15 protein-coding genes are annotated in these 16820 nt (G+C 66.5%); 2 read left to right on the top strand and 13 right to left on the bottom strand.

The window, feature by feature from the left end:
* Positions 1-62 precede the first annotated feature (62 nt).
* The 5 genes from FN835_RS01915 to FN835_RS01895 form a co-directional block, all read right to left on the bottom strand.
* Positions 63-1247, bottom strand: a complete 1185-nt coding sequence (locus FN835_RS01915; protein ID WP_142661484.1) for an amino acid aminotransferase — start codon at positions 1245-1247, stop codon at positions 63-65.
* Entirely contained in the window at positions 1247-2107 is an 861-nt protein-coding gene (gene sseA, locus FN835_RS01910) for a 3-mercaptopyruvate sulfurtransferase (protein ID WP_142661483.1), read from the bottom strand. The genes FN835_RS01915 and sseA overlap by 1 nt, the downstream gene beginning before the upstream one ends.
* Positions 2108-2179: 72 nt before the next feature.
* Positions 2180-2650 (bottom strand): SsrA-binding protein SmpB, encoded by a 471-nt coding sequence (smpB, locus tag FN835_RS01905; protein ID WP_142661482.1) that lies wholly within the window; start codon positions 2648-2650, stop codon positions 2180-2182.
* 66 nt (positions 2651-2716) lie between these two features.
* Positions 2717-3082 (bottom strand): hypothetical protein, encoded by a 366-nt coding sequence (locus tag FN835_RS01900; protein WP_142661481.1) that lies wholly within the window; start codon positions 3080-3082, stop codon positions 2717-2719.
* An 82-nt stretch (positions 3083-3164) separates the two neighbouring features.
* Positions 3165-3635, bottom strand: coding sequence for a low molecular weight protein-tyrosine-phosphatase (locus FN835_RS01895; protein ID WP_142661480.1), 471 nt, complete (start codon positions 3633-3635; stop codon positions 3165-3167).
* Positions 3636-3720: 85 nt separating this feature from the next.
* Here FN835_RS01895 and FN835_RS01890 point away from each other — a divergent pair, with 85 nt between their 5' ends.
* The gene (locus tag FN835_RS01890; RefSeq protein WP_142661551.1) at positions 3721-5382 is read left to right on the top strand and encodes a thiamine pyrophosphate-binding protein; all 1662 of its coding nucleotides are present in this window, start codon (positions 3721-3723) and stop codon (positions 5380-5382) included.
* On the opposite strand, the gene FN835_RS01885 is transcribed toward FN835_RS01890, so the two are convergent.
* The 7 genes from FN835_RS01885 to FN835_RS01855 all read right to left on the bottom strand — a co-directional run bounded on the left by FN835_RS01885 (position 5379) and on the right by FN835_RS01855 (position 13374).
* Positions 5379-6812 (bottom strand): inorganic phosphate transporter, encoded by a 1434-nt coding sequence (locus FN835_RS01885; RefSeq protein ID WP_142661479.1) that lies wholly within the window; start codon positions 6810-6812, stop codon positions 5379-5381. The two genes, FN835_RS01890 and FN835_RS01885, sit on opposite strands and share 4 nt — an antisense overlap.
* Positions 6812-7216, bottom strand: coding sequence for an NUDIX hydrolase (locus FN835_RS01880; protein WP_342778577.1), 405 nt, complete (start codon positions 7214-7216; stop codon positions 6812-6814). The genes FN835_RS01885 and FN835_RS01880 overlap by 1 nt, the downstream gene beginning before the upstream one ends.
* 53 nt (positions 7217-7269) lie before the next feature.
* Positions 7270-7701: an alternative ribosome rescue aminoacyl-tRNA hydrolase ArfB gene (arfB, locus tag FN835_RS01875; protein ID WP_142661549.1), complete on the bottom strand. Its 432-nt coding sequence runs from the start codon at positions 7699-7701 to the stop codon at positions 7270-7272.
* A 67-nt stretch (positions 7702-7768) separates the two neighbouring features.
* Positions 7769-9820, bottom strand: a complete 2052-nt coding sequence (gene pbpC, locus FN835_RS01870) for a penicillin-binding protein 1C (RefSeq protein WP_142661478.1) — start codon at positions 9818-9820, stop codon at positions 7769-7771.
* 133 nt (positions 9821-9953) lie between these two features.
* Positions 9954-11072, bottom strand: coding sequence for a YcjF family protein (locus FN835_RS01865; protein ID WP_142661477.1), 1119 nt, complete (start codon positions 11070-11072; stop codon positions 9954-9956).
* The gene (locus FN835_RS01860; protein WP_142661476.1) at positions 11072-12439 is read right to left on the bottom strand and encodes a YcjX family GTP-binding protein; all 1368 of its coding nucleotides are present in this window, start codon (positions 12437-12439) and stop codon (positions 11072-11074) included. The genes FN835_RS01865 and FN835_RS01860 overlap by 1 nt, the downstream gene beginning before the upstream one ends.
* A gap of 62 nt (positions 12440-12501) precedes the next feature.
* A complete protein-coding gene (locus FN835_RS01855) occupies positions 12502-13374 on the bottom strand; it encodes a hypothetical protein (protein ID WP_142661475.1) in 873 nt (290 codons plus the stop codon).
* A 118-nt stretch (positions 13375-13492) separates the two neighbouring features.
* Between FN835_RS01855 and hrpB the strand changes: the two genes are divergently transcribed.
* Positions 13493-15901, top strand: coding sequence for an ATP-dependent helicase HrpB (hrpB, locus tag FN835_RS01850; RefSeq protein ID WP_142661474.1), 2409 nt, complete (start codon positions 13493-13495; stop codon positions 15899-15901).
* Here the strand turns inward: hrpB and fmt are convergent.
* Positions 15898-16791: a methionyl-tRNA formyltransferase gene (gene fmt, locus FN835_RS01845; RefSeq protein WP_142661473.1), complete on the bottom strand. Its 894-nt coding sequence runs from the start codon at positions 16789-16791 to the stop codon at positions 15898-15900. The two genes, hrpB and fmt, sit on opposite strands and share 4 nt — an antisense overlap.
* Positions 16792-16820: the final 29 nt, after the last annotated feature.

The following is a 16820-nucleotide window of genomic DNA, read 5'->3' as shown; positions in this document are numbered from 1 at the left end:
CCCGCCGAAACGCAAAAAGGCCCGGTCGCGCTGACCGGGCCTTTGCTTTTGTCGTTTTGGGCTTAGACGCCTGCCTCGATGATCGCGCGGGCAAGCACTGGCACGGTCTGGTCATTCAGGCCCGCGATGTTCAGGCGCGAATCGCCGACCATGTAGATGGCGAATTCGTCGCGCATCTTGGCCACCTGTTCCGGCGTCGCACCAAGGCGCGAGAACATGCCGCGATGTGCCGCGATGAAGTCGAAGCGGTCCGAGCCCGACAGATCACGCAATTCGCGGGCCAGCTGTTCGCGCAGGCGCAGCATACCGCCGCGCACTTCCTCAAGCTCGGCTTGCCAATCGGCACGCAGGCCCGCGTCGTTCAGCACCGTCGCCACGATCTTGGCGCCGTGGAAGGGCGGGAAGGAATAGGTCTGGCGGTTCAGGAAGGCCATGGCGCCCTGCGCCAGATCCCTGGTCGCCGTATCGGCGCACAGCGCCAGCAGAATGCCGGTGCGTTCGCGATAGATGCCGAAGTTCTTGCTGCACGACGCGGCGATCAGCACTTCGGGAATGCGGTCGGCGATCAGGCGCGTGCCTGCCGCGTCTTCCTCAAGCCCGTCACCGAAGCCCTGATAGGCAAGGTCGATCAGCGGGGTCGCGCCGTTGGCTTCCAGAATGGTCGCGACCTCGGTCCATTGCTCCAGCGTCAGGTTCGCGCCGGTCGGGTTGTGGCAGCAGCCATGCAACAGGACCACATCACCCTTTTTCGCGGCCGAGATGTCGGCCTTCATCGCGTCGAAATCGACCGCGCGGGTGGCATTGTCGAAATAGCGGTAGTTGACGATGGGCAGGCCCATGAAGTTCATGATCGACACGTGGTTCGGCCAGGTCGGGTCGCTGACGAACACGCGCAGATCGGGATTGGCCATGCGGGCCAGTTCCAGCGCCTGACGGATCGCGCCCGTACCGCCCACGGTCGCCAGCGAGGCGGTCGTCTGGGCTTTGTAGCCCGCGCCCAGGATCATATCCCCCATGGCTTTCTGAAAGTCCGGCTCACCCGCCAGACCGGCATAGGTCTTGGTGGTCTCGGTTTCCAGCATCCGCTTTTCCGCCTCAAGGACGGCGCGCATGATGGGGGTGTGGCCGGTCGCATCCTTGTAGACCCCAACGCCAAGGTCGATCTTGCCCTGACGGGGATCGGCCCGGTATTCGCCCATCAGGGCAAGGATCTTGTCGGGGGCTTGCGGTTTCAGGTTGCCCAGCATCATGCGTCTCCGGTTGCGATTTTAAGGTCCGGGAAGCTGCCCCATTCGGCCCAGCTTCCGTCGTAAAGCGAATGATCGGCGTGTCCGATGCGTTCCAGCGCCAGAAACAGCGACGCGGCCGAAACGCCGGACCCGCAGGTGGCGATGACGGGTTTGGTCAGGTCCACGCCCGCCGCCTGAAATTCGGCCCGCAGCGCGTCGGGCGCTTTCAGCGTGCCGTCAGAGTTGAACAGGCGTTCCCAGGGCAGGTTCTTGGAATTCGGGATATGGCCCGAACGCAGGCCGGCCCGCGGCTCGGGCGCTTCGCCCCGGAAGCGGTTCGCGGCGCGGGCATCCACGATCTCATGCGAGCCCAGCTTGCTGGCGGCGGCAACCTGCGTCACGTCGCGCACCAGCCCCGCCTGACGCTGCACAGTGATATGGCGGTCGCGCATCAGCGGGCACAGGTCTTCGACCGGGTGCCCCTCGGCCTGCCATTTCGCAAGCCCGCCATCCAGCACGGCCACATTGGTCTTGCCCATCAGGCGAAAGGTCCACCAGACGCGATTGGCCGAATGCAGCGGCGAGTTGTCATAGATGATGACCTGATGCCCGTCGCCGATGCCCATGGCGCGCATCCGGCTGATGAACATCTCGACCGGGGGGGCCATATGGGGCAGGGCGCTGCGCTTGTCCGAGATGTCGTCCAGATCGAAGAACCGCGCACCGGGAATATGTGCCGCTTCGTATTCCGCGCGGGCGTCGCGGCCCGGCGCAAGGAACCACGTGGCGTCGATGACGCGCAGATCGGGGTCGTTCAGATGCGCGGCCAGCCATGCGGTCGAAACCAGCATACCGGGATCGTTGAATTCGCTCGTCATGCCTACCCCCCGACTGACGCAAAAGCGTCACCCGTCTAACCGGACAGGGGGCGGGCTGCAATGGCCGAAGGGTCAGCCCTGCTTCAGCAGGCGCTGTTTCTCGCGACCCCAGTCGCGCTTGGCCTCGGTTTCGCGCTTGTCATGGGCTTTCTTGCCCTTGGCGACGCCGATTTTCAGCTTCACCTTGCCGCGATCGTTGAAATACATCACCAGCGGAACCAGCGTCATGCCTTCGCGCCCGATGGCCTGCCACAGCCGCGCCAGTTCCTTGCGCGACACCAGAAGCTTGCGCTTGCGGCGTTCTTCATGCCCGAAAACCCCCGCCTGCTTATAGGCGGCGATATAGCCGTTGATCAGCCACAATTCGCCATCCTCGACCGAGGCATAGCTTTCGGCGATGTTCGACTGGCCGGTGCGCAGGCTTTTCACCTCGGAGCCGGTCAGGATGATGCCTGCCTCAAGGTCGTTTTCGATGAAGTAATCGAACCGCGCCCGGCGGTTTTCGGCGATGATTTTATAATTCGGATCGGACTTGGTGGCCATGATCGGCCACAGATAGGGTGGACAGGCCCGCCTGTAAAGGCTTGGGGCATGTCCAGCACCTTGGGATCAGCGGCCAAAGCAGCTTAGCGTAGTGCTATGGACGATGCGCGTGCTGCCATCCGCCGTCTTGACGCTTCGCGGCTTGACGGGGCGCCGCACATGCAGCGGTCCCTGAACGCCATTCGCCTTGCAGATCTTGGCGATGCGGGCCTGCACTTCGCGGTCGCTGACGATTTCGGGGAAATAGGCGATCTCGAATGTCGAAAGGAACCCGCCCGCCTCCATCGGGAACAGAAAATCGATGCCGGGGCGGTCTTCGGGGGGCAGGACGCTGTTGATCAGTTCCTGCCGACGCTCGGCCTTGGTCATGGCGTCTGCGGTGGTTGCGCCCGTCAGGGCCAGCATGGCAAGTCCGATGAAAATTGGCTTCATGAATATGTCCGTGAAAGGTGTTTTCTTGTCCTTTCAGCGGTTTATCGGGGCTGTCTTGCATCTGCAAGACAGCCGTGCCCGGTTAGTCGCGGCTGTGCAGTTTGGGCAACAACGCCTGCACGCCCAGCGATACGTCCTGCCATGTGGTATCAAAGCCCGCCGCCTCGCCGAAATAGGGGTCGGCGACCGATTGGCCTTCGCGGCCCGGCACATGGTCCAGCAAAAGCGAAAGCGTCGCGCGGGTGCCCATCGGTGCCGCGCCGCGCAGATCGGACAGGTTCTGCGCGTCCATCGCCACGATGTGATCGAAGTCGCGGAAATCCTGCGGGCGCACCTGCCGCGCGCGCAGCCGCGAAATATCCACCCCGTGCTTTTTCGCCACGGCCTGCGCGCGGCGGTCGGGTTCGCTGCCCACATGCCAATCGCCCGTCCCTGCGGAATCGATGCGCAGCTCGGCCCCGCGCGCATCTGCGGCGGCGCGCATCGCGCCTTCGGCCAGGGGCGAGCGGCAGATGTTTCCCAGACAGACGAACAGGACGGATGGTTTGCGCATTTTCACCTTCATCGACAGGCACGGGTTGCCTGACCGATGCAAGCTAGCCCACAGTCCGGGGAAGACAAGGAGAGGATGTGTGACAATGCGCCACGGTGGTCAAATTCTGGTCGATGCCCTGAAAGCGAACGGTGTGGGCCGGGTGTTTTCGGTTCCGGGCGAAAGCTTTCTGGCGGCGTTGGACGGGCTGCACGCCTCGGGGATCCAGAACATCGTGTGCCGTCACGAAGGTGCCGCTGCCATGATGGCCGAGGCGCAGGGCAAGATGACCGGCCAGCCCGGCGTGGCCTTTGTCACGCGCGGGCCGGGGGCCACCAATGCCAGCGCGGGTGTGCATGTCGCGATGCAGGATTCGACCCCGATGATCCTGTTCGTGGGCCAGATTGCACGGGGCGACCGCGACCGCGAGGCGTTCCAGGAGGTGGACTACCGCACCATGTTCGGCGGTCTGGCGAAATGGGTGGCGCAGATCGACCAGACCGAGCGTTTGCCCGAATATATCAGCCGCGCATTTCATCTGGCGATGTCGGGCCGTCCGGGTCCGGTGGTGCTGGCGCTGCCCGAAGACATGCTGTCCGCCCGCGCCGAGGTTCCCGATATTGCTGCCCCGGCCGCGCCGTTGCGCGCCGTCGCGCCGGCTTCGGTCAAAGCGGTGGCCGATGCGCTGGCGCGGGCTGCGCGGCCGCTGGTCGTCCCCGGCGGCTCGGTCTGGTCGCAGCAGGCGGCCGACGATCTGGCGCGCTTTGCCGCCGCGTGGGGGCTGCCGGTCGCGGCACCGTTCCGGCGTCAGGGCCATATGGACAATGCCCATCCCAATTACGTGGGCGATCTGGGCGTGGGGTCGAACCCGGTTCTGGGACAGGCGCTGCAAAAGGCCGATTGCATCCTGTCGCTGGGGTCGCGACTGGGCGACACGCTGACGCGGGGATATGAGCTGATGGACCCGACCCGGCCACATGCGCGGGTGATCCACATCCACCCCTCGCCCGACGAATTGGGGCATCTGTGGCGTCCCGATCCGGGGCTGGTCGCCGACCCGCGCGAGGTGGTGGCGGCATTGGCCGATATCCCCGCCCATCGCCGCTGGGACGATTGGACCGCGGAATTGCGCGCGGCCCATGAGGATTGGCAAAAGCCCAGGCCCACCCCCGGCGCCGTGCGGATGGAGGACACCGTGCGCTGGCTGTCCGAAAACCTGCCCGATGACGCGATCATCACCAATGGCGCGGGGAATTACGCCAGCTTTATCCACCGCTATTACTGCTTTCGTCGCTTCGGGACGCAGCTTGCGCCCACCTCGGGGTCGATGGGATATGGGTTGCCCGCCGCAATTGCCGCCAAGTTGCAGCACCCCGACCGCGAGGTGATCTGCATGGCGGGCGATGGCTGCATCCAGATGACGTTGAACGAGCTTTCGACGGCGGCGCAATATGGAGCGGCGGTCATCGTGATCGTGGCCAATAACGGGCGTTACGGCACGATACGGATGCATCAGGAAAAGACCTATCCCGGCCGCGTGTCTGGCACCGATCTGGCGAACCCGGACTTTGCCGCGCTGGCCCGCGCCTATGGCGGCCATGGCGAGCGGGTGACCGATCAGGCACAATTCGCGGCAGCATTCGCCCGCGCCCGCGATGCCGGAACGCTGTCGGTGATCGAGCTGCAGCTGGACCCCGAGGCCCTGACCACCACGGCCACCTTGTCCCAGACCCGCGCGGCGGGCGAGGCGTCGCTGAGCCGCGCCTAAGGCCCGATCAGCGATGCCAGCAGACCGGCCACCACCGCGTTGACGGGCACGGTCACCAGCCACGCGCCAAGGATGCGGCGGACATAGGACCAGCGGACCAGCTGCCGCCGCTCGACCTCTTCTTCGGGCAGGGGCGCGCGCTTCTTGGCCTTGCGGCGGTCGCGCAGCTCTCGATACAGGCCGACGCCGAAAACCCCGCCGACCGAGATATGCGTGGTCGAAACCGGCAGGCCAAGCATCGAGAATGCCAGTACCGTCAGCGCCGCAGCCAGCGTGACGCAAAACCCGCGCGCGGGGTTCAACTGGGTGATGCGCGTGCCGACCATCTGGACCAGACGCCCGCCGAACAGGATTACGCCCATCGCGATGCCCAGCCCGGCAAGCCCCAGAACGACAAGGGGCGACAAAAGCAGCGGGCCGTCGCCGTCGATGCTGGTCAGGATGGTAGTCAGCGGGGCCGCCACCTTGGCGCTGCTATTGGCACCATGGCCGAAACCCATGATGACGGCCGTGACGATCAGCGGCAGGCCCAGCAGATGTTTCAGCGCGATGCCGTCGCTATCGCCCTTTTCGCCTTGTGCGATCTGCTGGCCCAGGCGGTGATAGGTGTATCCTGCGGCCAGCAGCGCGGCGCCCAGCCCGGTCAGCGCCACCAGCGCCCAGTTGGGCTTGCCATAGGCAAGCCCGCCAAACAGCGCCAGAATGGCCGTGGTGGCGCCGATCATCAGCGTCAGCCAGCTGCGCCCGGCGGTGATCGGATCGTCCTTGTCCAGAATATTGCGGTGCATACTGGACAAAAGCCCGGCCGCCAGCAGCGCCGACACGATCGGAGATGCGACCCAGCCCATCGCGACAAAGGCCAGCGCAGGCCAGTTGACCGAGGTCAGACCGTAAACCGCGACCCCCGCGCCAGCAATCGCGCCGACGATGGAATGCGTGGTGCTGATGGGTGCGTTCAGCCATGTCGCGATACTGATACAGGTCGCGGCCCCCGCCAGCGCCGCCAGCATCAGGTTCGCGGTCGGGCCCCCGGTGTGATAGGCGTTGCCGATCAGCCCTTGCATCAAGGTGCGCGCCACCGGGCCGCTGGCAAGCAGCGCGCCCGCCACCTCGACCACGGCCACAAGGCACAAGCCCGCCACCAGCCCGATTGCGCCCGCGCCGACGGCGGGCGACAGCGAATTGGCCACATCGTTCGCACCGATGGACAGCGCCAGATACAGCGCCACCGCAATGGATGCCGCCATCAGCCCCGTCGCGGGTTGCCCCGCCACCGTGGCCGAGGCGAATATCGCCATCACCGCCATGAAGACCAGCGCAATCCCCAGCCGCAACACCGGCTGGCCCGATACCACGCGCGCGTGTTCGGCATTGCTCAGGCGTCCCAGATCTTTGTCCAGGATGCGGTATTGCGGATCTTTTTGTGGCATCAGACAGGCGATCCGTCCGGCACGGCAAGCGAACGCAGCAGCTTTTTCAGCCCGGCCTCATCGACCAGTTCCGCCGCCTTGTCAGGCATGAACCACTTGCGTTCGCGTTGCTCGGATTCGGGAAATTCCATGGCCAGCTTCTTGACGGCCAGCGGATAGACCCGCACCTCGATGGGTATCGAGTAACCGGCATCCTGCACCTTGTCATAGGTATAGGTGCCGATATGTCCCTCCTCGACCCTGCCGCAGACCCCGGCTTCTTCCCATGCTTCCTGCTTCGCGGCCTCGGCAAGGCTGCGTCCGGGCATGGGCCATCCCTTGGGCACGATCCAACGACCGGTGCCGCGGCTGGTAATCAAAAGCACTTTGCCGGATTCGTCGCGGCACAACGCCGCAACCTGCATCTCCGGGGGTCTTCGGCTGATGAGCCGTGCGAACATGTCGCGGAGGTGTTTCTTCACTCGTTTACATCTTTCTCGCGGAGCTTGCCGCGCAGGGATTTTACCTCTCCCCTTTGGGTCTTGGCGGTTAACCGGCGGCGTTGGCTGCCCAGCGTCGGTCGGGTTGCAATTCGTTTACGCGGCGCAATCAGCGCCTCGCGGATCAGTTCTGCCAGCCGTTCCCGCGCGATTTCGCGGTTGCGGGCCTGGCTGCGGGTCTCCTCGGCGCGGATCAGGATGGCGCCATCCTGCGTCCAGCGTCGGCCGGCAAGGCGGCGCAACCGTATCTTGACCGGATCGGGCAGATGCGGCGAACGCTCGGCCTCGAAACGCAGTTCCACTGCGGTTTCGACCTTGTTGACGTTCTGACCACCCGGACCTTGGGACCGGGTAAAATGTTCGCTCAACTCCCATTCTTCAAGGGAAATATGTTCGGTTATGCGCAGCATGACGAAAATATGACGCATAAACGGTCACAGGGAAGACCAAACTTTGTTAACATAGCGTAAAATATACCTAGTGTATGCGGATTGCCGCATGTGCTGCAGCCCCATCGGCATCAATGACGGTCAGTTGGGCAAATCCTGCCCCCGGATAGGGCAGCATCGCCTCGGGCCGTGACGAAGATATGGCAATGGGTTGGCCGTTCAGCAAGAATGTCCAGGGCCCGCGCCCGCCGCGCACCTTGGCCACCAGCGGTCCCGAGGTGTCGATTTCCGCCCCGTCCGGCGGATAGGTCAGGCGCAGCGCATCTGGCTGGGTCGCTTTGCGGATGCCCGCGCTGACCTCTCCGGGTGCGGAAAAGCGGCGCAGGGGCAGGGGCAGCGCGCTTCCGGGCAGGGTCAGCACCTGCGGCGGGGGCGGGGGCAAGGCCACGGCGGGCAGCGCGTCGAACAGATCGAACAACACGGGCGCGGCCAGCTCGCCGCCAAACGCACCGGGGACCGGCGTCCCATCGGGCCGCCCCAGCCAGACCGCACCGACATGCGCGCCGTCATAGCCCACCGCCAAAGCGTCGCGATGCCCGTATGATGTGCCCGTCTTATAGGCCATGGGCCGCAGCCGCGCGCCATGCGGGGCGGGGTTCTGGGCCAGCACGTCGCCTACCTGCCAGGCCGCGCCCGCGCCAAACATCCGGGTCTGGCGCAGGGTCGATCCACCGGGCAGCGCTGAAAGCGTGACCCCCTGACCACCACGGGCCAGCGCGGCATAGCCTTGCGTCAGCCCCTCCAGCGTCACGCCGCCGCCGCCCAGCACCAGCGCCAGCCCCGGCGCGTCTCCGGGCAGGCGCAGGTCGATCCCGCCGCGCCGCAAAGCCTGCGCGATGCGGTTCGGCCCCACGGCATCGGCCAGCTTCACGACCGGGATGTTCAGCGACCATATCAGCGCATTCTTCAGGCTGACCGTGCCGCGGAACATGTGGTCGAAATTCTGCGGCTGCCAACGGCCAAAGGCAGTCGGTCGATCCTCGATCAGCGTTTCGGGATGGGCCAGCCCGTCATCAAAGGCCAGGCCATAGACGAATGGCTTCAGCGTCGATCCGGGGCTGCGCCATGCCCGTGTCATATCCACGAACCCGGCAGAGCTGCCATCGGTCCAGTCCGCCGCGCCCACCTCGGCCAGAATCTCGCCGCTGCGGTGATCGGCCAGGACGATCGCCGCCGACAGCCGCCGCCCCGCCCCATTGACCGCGCGCGAGGCAAGCTCCTCGGCCCGGCGTTGCAGGCGCGGGTCTATGGTGGTCTCGATCCGGGCCGCGCCGGGGTTTTCGCGCATCAGCCTTGCTGCCAGCAGGGGCGCATGGGCGGGAAAGGCGCGGCGCAACCGGGGCACAGGCTCGGCCATTGCCGCCTGCGCATCTGCGTCCGACAACAGCCCCGCCTGCGCGGCGCGGGCCAGCACGCGATTGCGCGCGGCCGATGCGGCGTCAGGAAACCGGTCGGGACGCCGCGTCTCGGGCGATTGCGGCAGCGCGACCAGCAAGGCGGCCTGCGCGGGCGACAGACGGCGCGGCTCCTTGCCGAACCATTGCAGGCTTGCGGCGCGGATCCCCTCGACATTCGCACCATAAGGGGCCAGCCGCAGGTATAGCTGCATGATCTGGCGCTTGGTCAGATGCTGCTCCAGCGCCAAGGCCAGCCGGATCTGCCGGCCCTTGCCGGACCATTGCCCGGTCGGCCCCTCCTCGATCAGCCGCGCGACCTGCATCGTCAGGGTCGATCCACCCGAAACAACGCGGCCCTGCGTGACGGCCTGCCAGCCCGCCCGCAGCATCGCGCGCGGATCGACGCCACCATGGGACTGAAAGCGCCTGTCTTCCCACAGCATCAGCATGTCCAGAAACAGCGGATCGACGACGGGCGCGTCCAGCCGCCAGCGCCCGTCTGCCACTTGAAACGCCCGCAAAAGCGACCCATCACGGGCCAGAACTTCAACGCCCACCGGCACGTCCAGCCGGGGTAATCCGGTCGTTCGCACCCAATCGTCAAACCGGTCCCGCGCCCCGGCCCCGATGCCCAGGACCAGAACGACAGCCATGATCGACAGGGCAAAGCGGCGCGGTGTCATGGGCCATCAATACGCGAAACAATGCGGCGGGAAACCAATCATCCGTCAAAACACGCAGCAAAAGGGGAAGATGCGCGGCGCATCACGACTTCTTAGTTCTGCAAATACCCATACGGCACAAGCCATCAGGCGGTTACTTCGCCGCTTCCTCGCCGAACAGCCCCTTCAGTCCGCGCGCGATCAGGTTGCCCACGGTGGGACGCGGCTGCTGGACAAACGGCAGGGGGCGACAGACCTCCATCGCGGCAATGCCGACGCGAGCGGTCAGCGCGCCGTTCACCACCCCCTCGCCAAAGCGTTTCGAGACCTTGGCAAGAATCCCCCCGCCAGCGACCGTGTGGATCAGATCGTCGCCCGCAGCTACCGCGCCGGTCGCGATCAGATGCGTCATCACCGTGCGCGCCAAGCGCCAGCCGCCGACAGCGCCCGCCCGCCCGCCATAAATCTCGGCCATGCGGCGGATCATGCGCAGGTTCGCGGCCAAAGCGGCGATCACATCGGCCAAAGCCAGCGGGATCAGCGCGGTGGCTGCGGCGACGGTGCGGGCCGCCGCCTCGATCTCGCGCCGGGCCTGTTGATCCAGGGGGGCCAGCAACTCGGCCTCGGCCACGGAAATCAGCGTCACCGCGTCATAGGCTTCGGCCTTTTGCTCGGCCAGGCGCTTGCGGCCCCATTCCAACTCGGCCCGGTCGCGGTAAAGCTGCTCCATCCGGCCCACGACATCCTGCGCGGCCTTGACATCCCCCGAGGCCATGGCGGCACCCGCCGCCCGGTTGATGCCGTCGATCGCGCCGAACCGCGCCCAGGCGCGATATTCGCGCCATGCCATGCCAAGTGCTGCGATGCAGAACAGGATCATCAGCGCAAAGCCGATCATCCCCAGCAGCGGATAGGCATTCATCAGGTTCGTCAGATAGCGCAGCGCCGCCACCGACAAAAGGAATGTAAACAGCGCCACGCCCGTATTGATAAAGAACCGCGTCATCGGCGACGGCCCTTTGCCCACCAGCCGCGCAACAAGCTGCATCGTGCGCGGTTCTGGCAGCACCGATTGCAGCCCGTCGTCGATCATCGGCGCATCGGCGGGCGAGGGGGTGTCCCCCGCCTCGGTCCGGGGCGCACGGCGGGCGCGGTCGTCGCGGCGCGGTGGCTCGGACTCGGCCTGCGGGGTATCGGGGGCGGGTTGCGGTTCGGGGCGGGGATCGCCCATCTCGATCAGGATGGGGCCGCGGCGTTTTCCGTTCTCAGACATCAGATCTGGTCTCCGATCAGGAATTCAGCCGCGCGGTCCAGCCGGATATGCGGCGGGCCGTCGCCCGCCCGCATGGTATTCTGCGCGGGTGCGAAATCCATGACGGCATAATCGCCGTCCAGCCAGCCCGTCGCACCCTGTTGGGCCGGGACCAGCAATTCGGCGGGATTCTGTGGCAGTTCACCGGGATAGAACGCGGCTTGCCGCCCATCCATCAGCGTGCCGCGCACGGCGGGCAATTCCTCGCCATCCTGCCGGATCAGTTCCTCGGTCGTGGTGCGCAGCGATGCGATGGACATGGCTTCGGTCCGCGCGCCCGAGAAATCGGCACGGTCGCGCGCCTCGCGCAGCATGGCGCCGGTGATCGCGGTCAGGCGCGGATGCTGCAGGTGATGCAGGTGATCGGCCTTGGTGGCGGCAAACAGGATGCGCTCGACCCGCCGCGTCCCAAGGATCTGCGACAGCCAGCCTGCGCGACCGGGGCGGAACGCGGTCAGGATGTCTGCCATGGCGCGGCGCATATCCTCGACCGCCTGAGGTCCGGCATGGATCGCGCCCAGCACGTCCATCAGCACCACCTGACGGTCGATGCGGGCGAAGTGGTCGCGGAAAAATGGGCGCACCACACGCGACTTATAGGCCCCGAAGCGGCGCGAAAACTCGCGCCAGACCGGGGTGTCGGCCAGATCGGGCGGCAACGGCGTGAATGTCAGCGCGGGCGAGCCCTCCAGTTCTCCGGGCATCAGGAAGCGGCCGGGGGTGCAATCCGACCAGCCCGCCTCTCGGGCCAGATGCAGGTGGCGGGTATAGGCGGCGGCAAGTTTCTGCCCCGCCGTTTCATCAAAGCTCTTGCGGTCTGTGCCGGCAACGGCGGCAAGGAATTCCTGTGCGCCGGGCCTTCCGGCCATGCGCTCCATCACCTCGCGCGACCATTCGGCAAAGTCCCTGTCCATCAGGCGCAGGTCCAGCAGCCATTCACCCGGATAATCCACAATATCCAGATGCAGCACCTGCTGACCGCGCCACCCCGCCAGCAGCCCGCGCGGCTGCACGCGCAAGGACAGGCGCAACTGGCTGACATGGCGCGTGCCTTCGGGCCAATGCGGATCGGGGCCGGTCATCGCCGCCAGATGCCGTTCGAAGTCGAAACGCGGCACGGTGTCGTCGGGCTGCGGCTGCAACCATGCCGCCTTGAGCGAGCCGTCGGCTGCCGCGCGCAGTGCCGTCATCCGCCCCCGATCCAGCAGATTGGCCACCAGCGAGGTGATGAATACCGTCTTGCCCGCCCGTGAAAGCCCCGTCACACCCAGCCGGATCACGGGGTCCGAAATCCCAAGCCCCTGCATCAGATCGTCGGCGATACCCATTACGTCTCCTGCACTTCGCACGCCGATGAAAGATAGGCGGCGCGGCGCAGGATGTGTAGGGCTTAGGTGTTGAAGGACAAATAGCTGTTCAGCACCACATCCAGCTCCTCACGCGCGACTTCGTTGCCGTTCAGGTCGGTATGGATGGGGCCGCCCCATTCCGAGTGCGCCTCAAGATCGCTGTCCGCCTCATAGACATAATCCACGCCCTGATAATTGTAGCGCACGAGGTTCGTCTCATATCCGATGTTCAGGCCCGTGCGTCCCAAGATCCGGGTGACCTCGATACCGCCCAGCTGGATCACCGTGTCGCCGTTTTCCTCGACGATCGACACATTTGCAAAGCGGTCGTCGGGGCCGCCCGCCTCATCCGGGTCGAAATTCAGGCGCAGCCAGTCATGGGCCGGGTCGAAATCGGTGATGATCGCCTGATGGCCCTGGTTCACATATCCACCGATCGTATCAGCGCCCGTGCCACTGGTGACGATATCGGCAAGGTCGAAGAATATCCGGTCATCGCCAGCACCACCGTCCAGGGTGTCATTCGTTTCGCCGACATGCCAGCTGTGATGGACTTGCTGCGAACCTGCATGAGAGGCCAGCGCGTCACATCCGATGATCGTGTCATTTCCCGCGCCGCCGCGAATGTCATAGGGGACGGTGGGATTATAGTAATCGTTTGACAGACGGTCATTGCCATCCGTGCCGATCAAAGTGATTGTCTCCGGCTCCGGCTCCGGCTCCGGCTCCGGCTCCGGCTCCGGCTCCGGCTCCGGCTCCGGCTCCGGCTCCGGCTCCGGCTCCGGCTCCGGCTCCGGCTCCGGCTCCGGCTCCGGCTCCGGCACGGGGTCGTCAGAATCGTTGCTGTCCACGATCAGTCCGGCAAAGGCGGCAGCCCCCAGCGGCAGCAGCAAAACAAGCAGGCTCGGGTCCATCGCAATCCTCGCGGCATCAACCTTTGGTTGATTTGTGTCCATGATTACGAATCTGTCAACGAATCGTAAACGCCCATCGCATCTTTCCGCGCCGTCGCGGCTTTGCGATAAGGCGGCCATGCAGTTGCCCATAGATGCCGCCTTACCCGAATTGACCGCCGCCCTTGCCGCGCATGGCCGCGCCGTGCTGATGGCACCGCCGGGCGCGGGTAAAACGACGCGCGTGCCCTTGGCGCTGTTGCCCGTGGCCCAAGGCCGCATCGTCATGCTTGAACCGCGCCGCCTTGCCGCCCGCGCCGCTGCCGAGCGTATGGCGGAAACGCTGGGCGAGCCCTTGGGCCAGACCGTCGGCTATCGCATCCGCGGCGAGGCGGTCGCAGGCAAGCGGATCGAGGTTGTCACCGAAGGCATCCTGACTCGGATGCTGCAATCCGACCCATCGCTGGACGGCGTGGGCTGCGTGATCTTTGACGAATTCCACGAACGCAGCCTGAATGCCGATCTGGGACTGGCCTTGGCGTATGAGGCGCGGGTGGCGCTGCGACCCGACCTGATGCTGGTCGTCATGTCGGCCACGCTTGACGCGGCTCCGGTCGCGGCGCTGCTGGACGATGCGCCGATCGTGACCTCGGAAGGGCGGGCATTTCCCGTCGAGACCCGCTGGCTGGACCGTCCGCTTCTCGCAGGGGCGCGGCTGATCCCCGAGGCGGCGCGGCTGGTCACCGAAGCATTTGCCGCCACCCGCGATCTGGGCGGCACCGTCCTGACCTTCCTGCCCGGAGAGGGAGAGATACGCCGCGTCGCCGCCGCTCTGAACCTTGATGCCGATGTGGTCCCGCTGTTCGGCGCGATGGATTTCAAGGCGCAGCGGGCCGCGATGCAGCCCGCGCAAGGCCGTCGCCGCATCGTGCTGGCGACGGCGATCGCAGAAACCTCATTGACCATTCCCGATGTGAAGGTGGTGGTCGATGCGGGGCGTGCGCGGCGCGCGCGCTTTGATCCGGGCAGCGGCATGTCGCGGCTGGTGACCGAACGCGTCAGCCGGGCCGAGGCAGAGCAGCGCCGGGGTCGCGCTGGGCGTGTCGCGCCGGGCATCTGCTACCGGATGTGGGCGCGGGCCGAAGAAGGTGCGCTGCCCGCCTTTGCCCCGCCCGAGATTGCCGTCGCCGATCTGGCGGGCCTTGCGCTGGAGCTGGCGAACTGGGGCAGCGACGGGGCCGATCTCGCCTTTCTGACCCGCCCGCCCGAGGCAGGGCTGGCCGAGGCGCGGGCACTGCTGCGCGATCTTGGCGCGCTGGACGCCGATGGTCGCATTACCGCGCATGGCCGCGCCTTGGCACTGCTGCCGCTGCATCCGCGTCTGGCGCATATGCTGGTGACGGCAGGGCGCGACGCCGCCGATCTGGCCGCGCTGATGGACGAACGCGACCCGCTGACCGGCGCGCCGACCGATCTGACCCTGCGTCTGACCGCGATCCGCGATGCCCGCGCCTATCAGGACCGCCACCCCTGGCCGCTGAATGCGGGCGGGCTGCACCGCATCCGGGATGAGGCCAAGCGGTTGCGCCGCATGGTCCCTGAAAGCACGCGCATGTCGCCGGGCGCGATGGCGGCGCTGGCCTATCCCGACCGCATCGGGCTGCGGCGCAAGGGCGATCAGCCGCGCTATGTGCTGTCGGGGGGCAAGGGTGCGGTGCTGCCCGATGGCGATGCCTTGGCCAATGCCCGCTTCATCGTGGCGACCGATCTGGACGGCGATACGCGCGAAGCCCGCATCCGCATGGCCGCCCCCGTTGATGAGGACGAACTGCGCCAGATCTTCGCCGAAAGTATCGCCACCGTCGAAACCGTCGAATGGTCGCGCCGCGACAACCGCATTCTGGCGCGGCGGCAGGAACGCCTTGGGGCGCTGGTGCTGGCCGACCGCGCGCTGGACGATCCCGACCCCGAGGCCATGGCCCGCGCCGCGTTCGAGGGGCTGCGGCTGAACGGCTTGAACTGGACGCCTGCTGCGGCGCGGTTGCGGGCGCGGATCGCGCTGATACCGGAACTGGGCGCGGTGGATGACACGGCGCTGCTGGCCGATCCCGATTGGCTGCTGCCCTATCTTGGCCGGGTCCGCACGTTGGCCGATCTGCGCAACCTGGACCTGACCGAGGCCCTGAAGGCCCGCATCGGCTGGGACGGGCAGGAACGGCTGGGCCGCGCCGCACCCGCGCATTTCGTGACGCCTTTGGGGCGCAAGGTGCCCATAGACTATGACGCGGAAACCCCCAGCATCGAGCTGAAGCTGCAAGAACTGTTCGGGGTTGCGCGACATCCGGTCGTGGGCGGCAGGCCGCTGCGGATCACGATGGTGTCGCCGGGCGGCAAGCCCATTGCGGTCACGACCGACCTGCCGGGCTTCTGGACCGGGGGCTACGGCGATGTGCGCAAGGATATGCGCGGCCGCTATCCGCGCCACCCCTGGCCGGAAAACCCGCTGGAGGCCGACCCGACCACCCGCGCCAAGCCGCGCGGAACCTAATCCAGCACGCTTGGCAGGTTCAGCCCGCGCAGGATTTCGGCCGTGGGCATGGGGCGCTTGCCTTCGCGTTGGGCCTCGGTGATCTCGACCGCGCCATCGCCGCAGGCAATGGTGAAGCCGTGCAGCACCTGACCCGGCGCGCCAGACCCCGCAGCAAGGCGCGAGCGCAGCAGCTTCACCCGCTCGGTCCCGATCATGCACCACGCACCGGGAAAGGGGGACAGGCCGCGGATCTGGCGGTCGATCAGGACTGCGGGCAGGGTCCAGTCGATCCGCGCCTCGGCCTTGTCGATCTTGGTGGCATAGGTCACGCCGTCCGCAGCTTGCGGTGCGGCAGACAGAGGCAGGCCGTCCAGCGTATCCACGATCAGTGCAGCACCCATATCCGACAGCCGGTCATGCAGATCGGCGGTGGTTTCCTGCGCGCCGATAGGGGTGCGTGCCTCGGCCAGAACGGGGCCGGTATCCAGCCCCGCCTCCATCTGCATGATTGCGACGCCGGTTTCGGCGTCGCCCGACATGATCGCGCGGTGGATCGGCGCTGCCCCGCGCCAGCGCGGCAGCAGGGATGCGTGGATGTTCAGGCAACCCAGACGCGGGGCGTCCAGAACCGGCTGCGGCAGGATCAGCCCGTAAGCCACGACCACGGCGACATCTGCCTGCAAGGCTGCGAAATCCGCCTGATCCTGCGGCGATTTCAGGCGTTCGGGGGTGCGAACGGGGATATTCAGCGCCTCGGCCGCCTGATGGACCGGCGAGAGGCGGGGCTTTTGCCCGCGTCCGGCGGCGCGCGGTGGCTGGGAATAGACGGCGACGACATCGTGGCGCGCGGCAATTGCCCGCAGCGCCGGGACCGAGAAATCCGGGGTTCCCATGAAGATCACGCGCATATCCGGCCCTTTCCCGCTTGTTCGCGGCC

The organism is Paracoccus laeviglucosivorans (genome assembly GCF_900182695.1).
Classification (GTDB): Bacteria; Pseudomonadota; Alphaproteobacteria; order Rhodobacterales; family Rhodobacteraceae; genus Paracoccus; species Paracoccus laeviglucosivorans.
The sequence above is the reverse complement of the archived record's forward strand: the minus strand, read 5'-3'. Positions and strand labels throughout refer to the sequence as shown.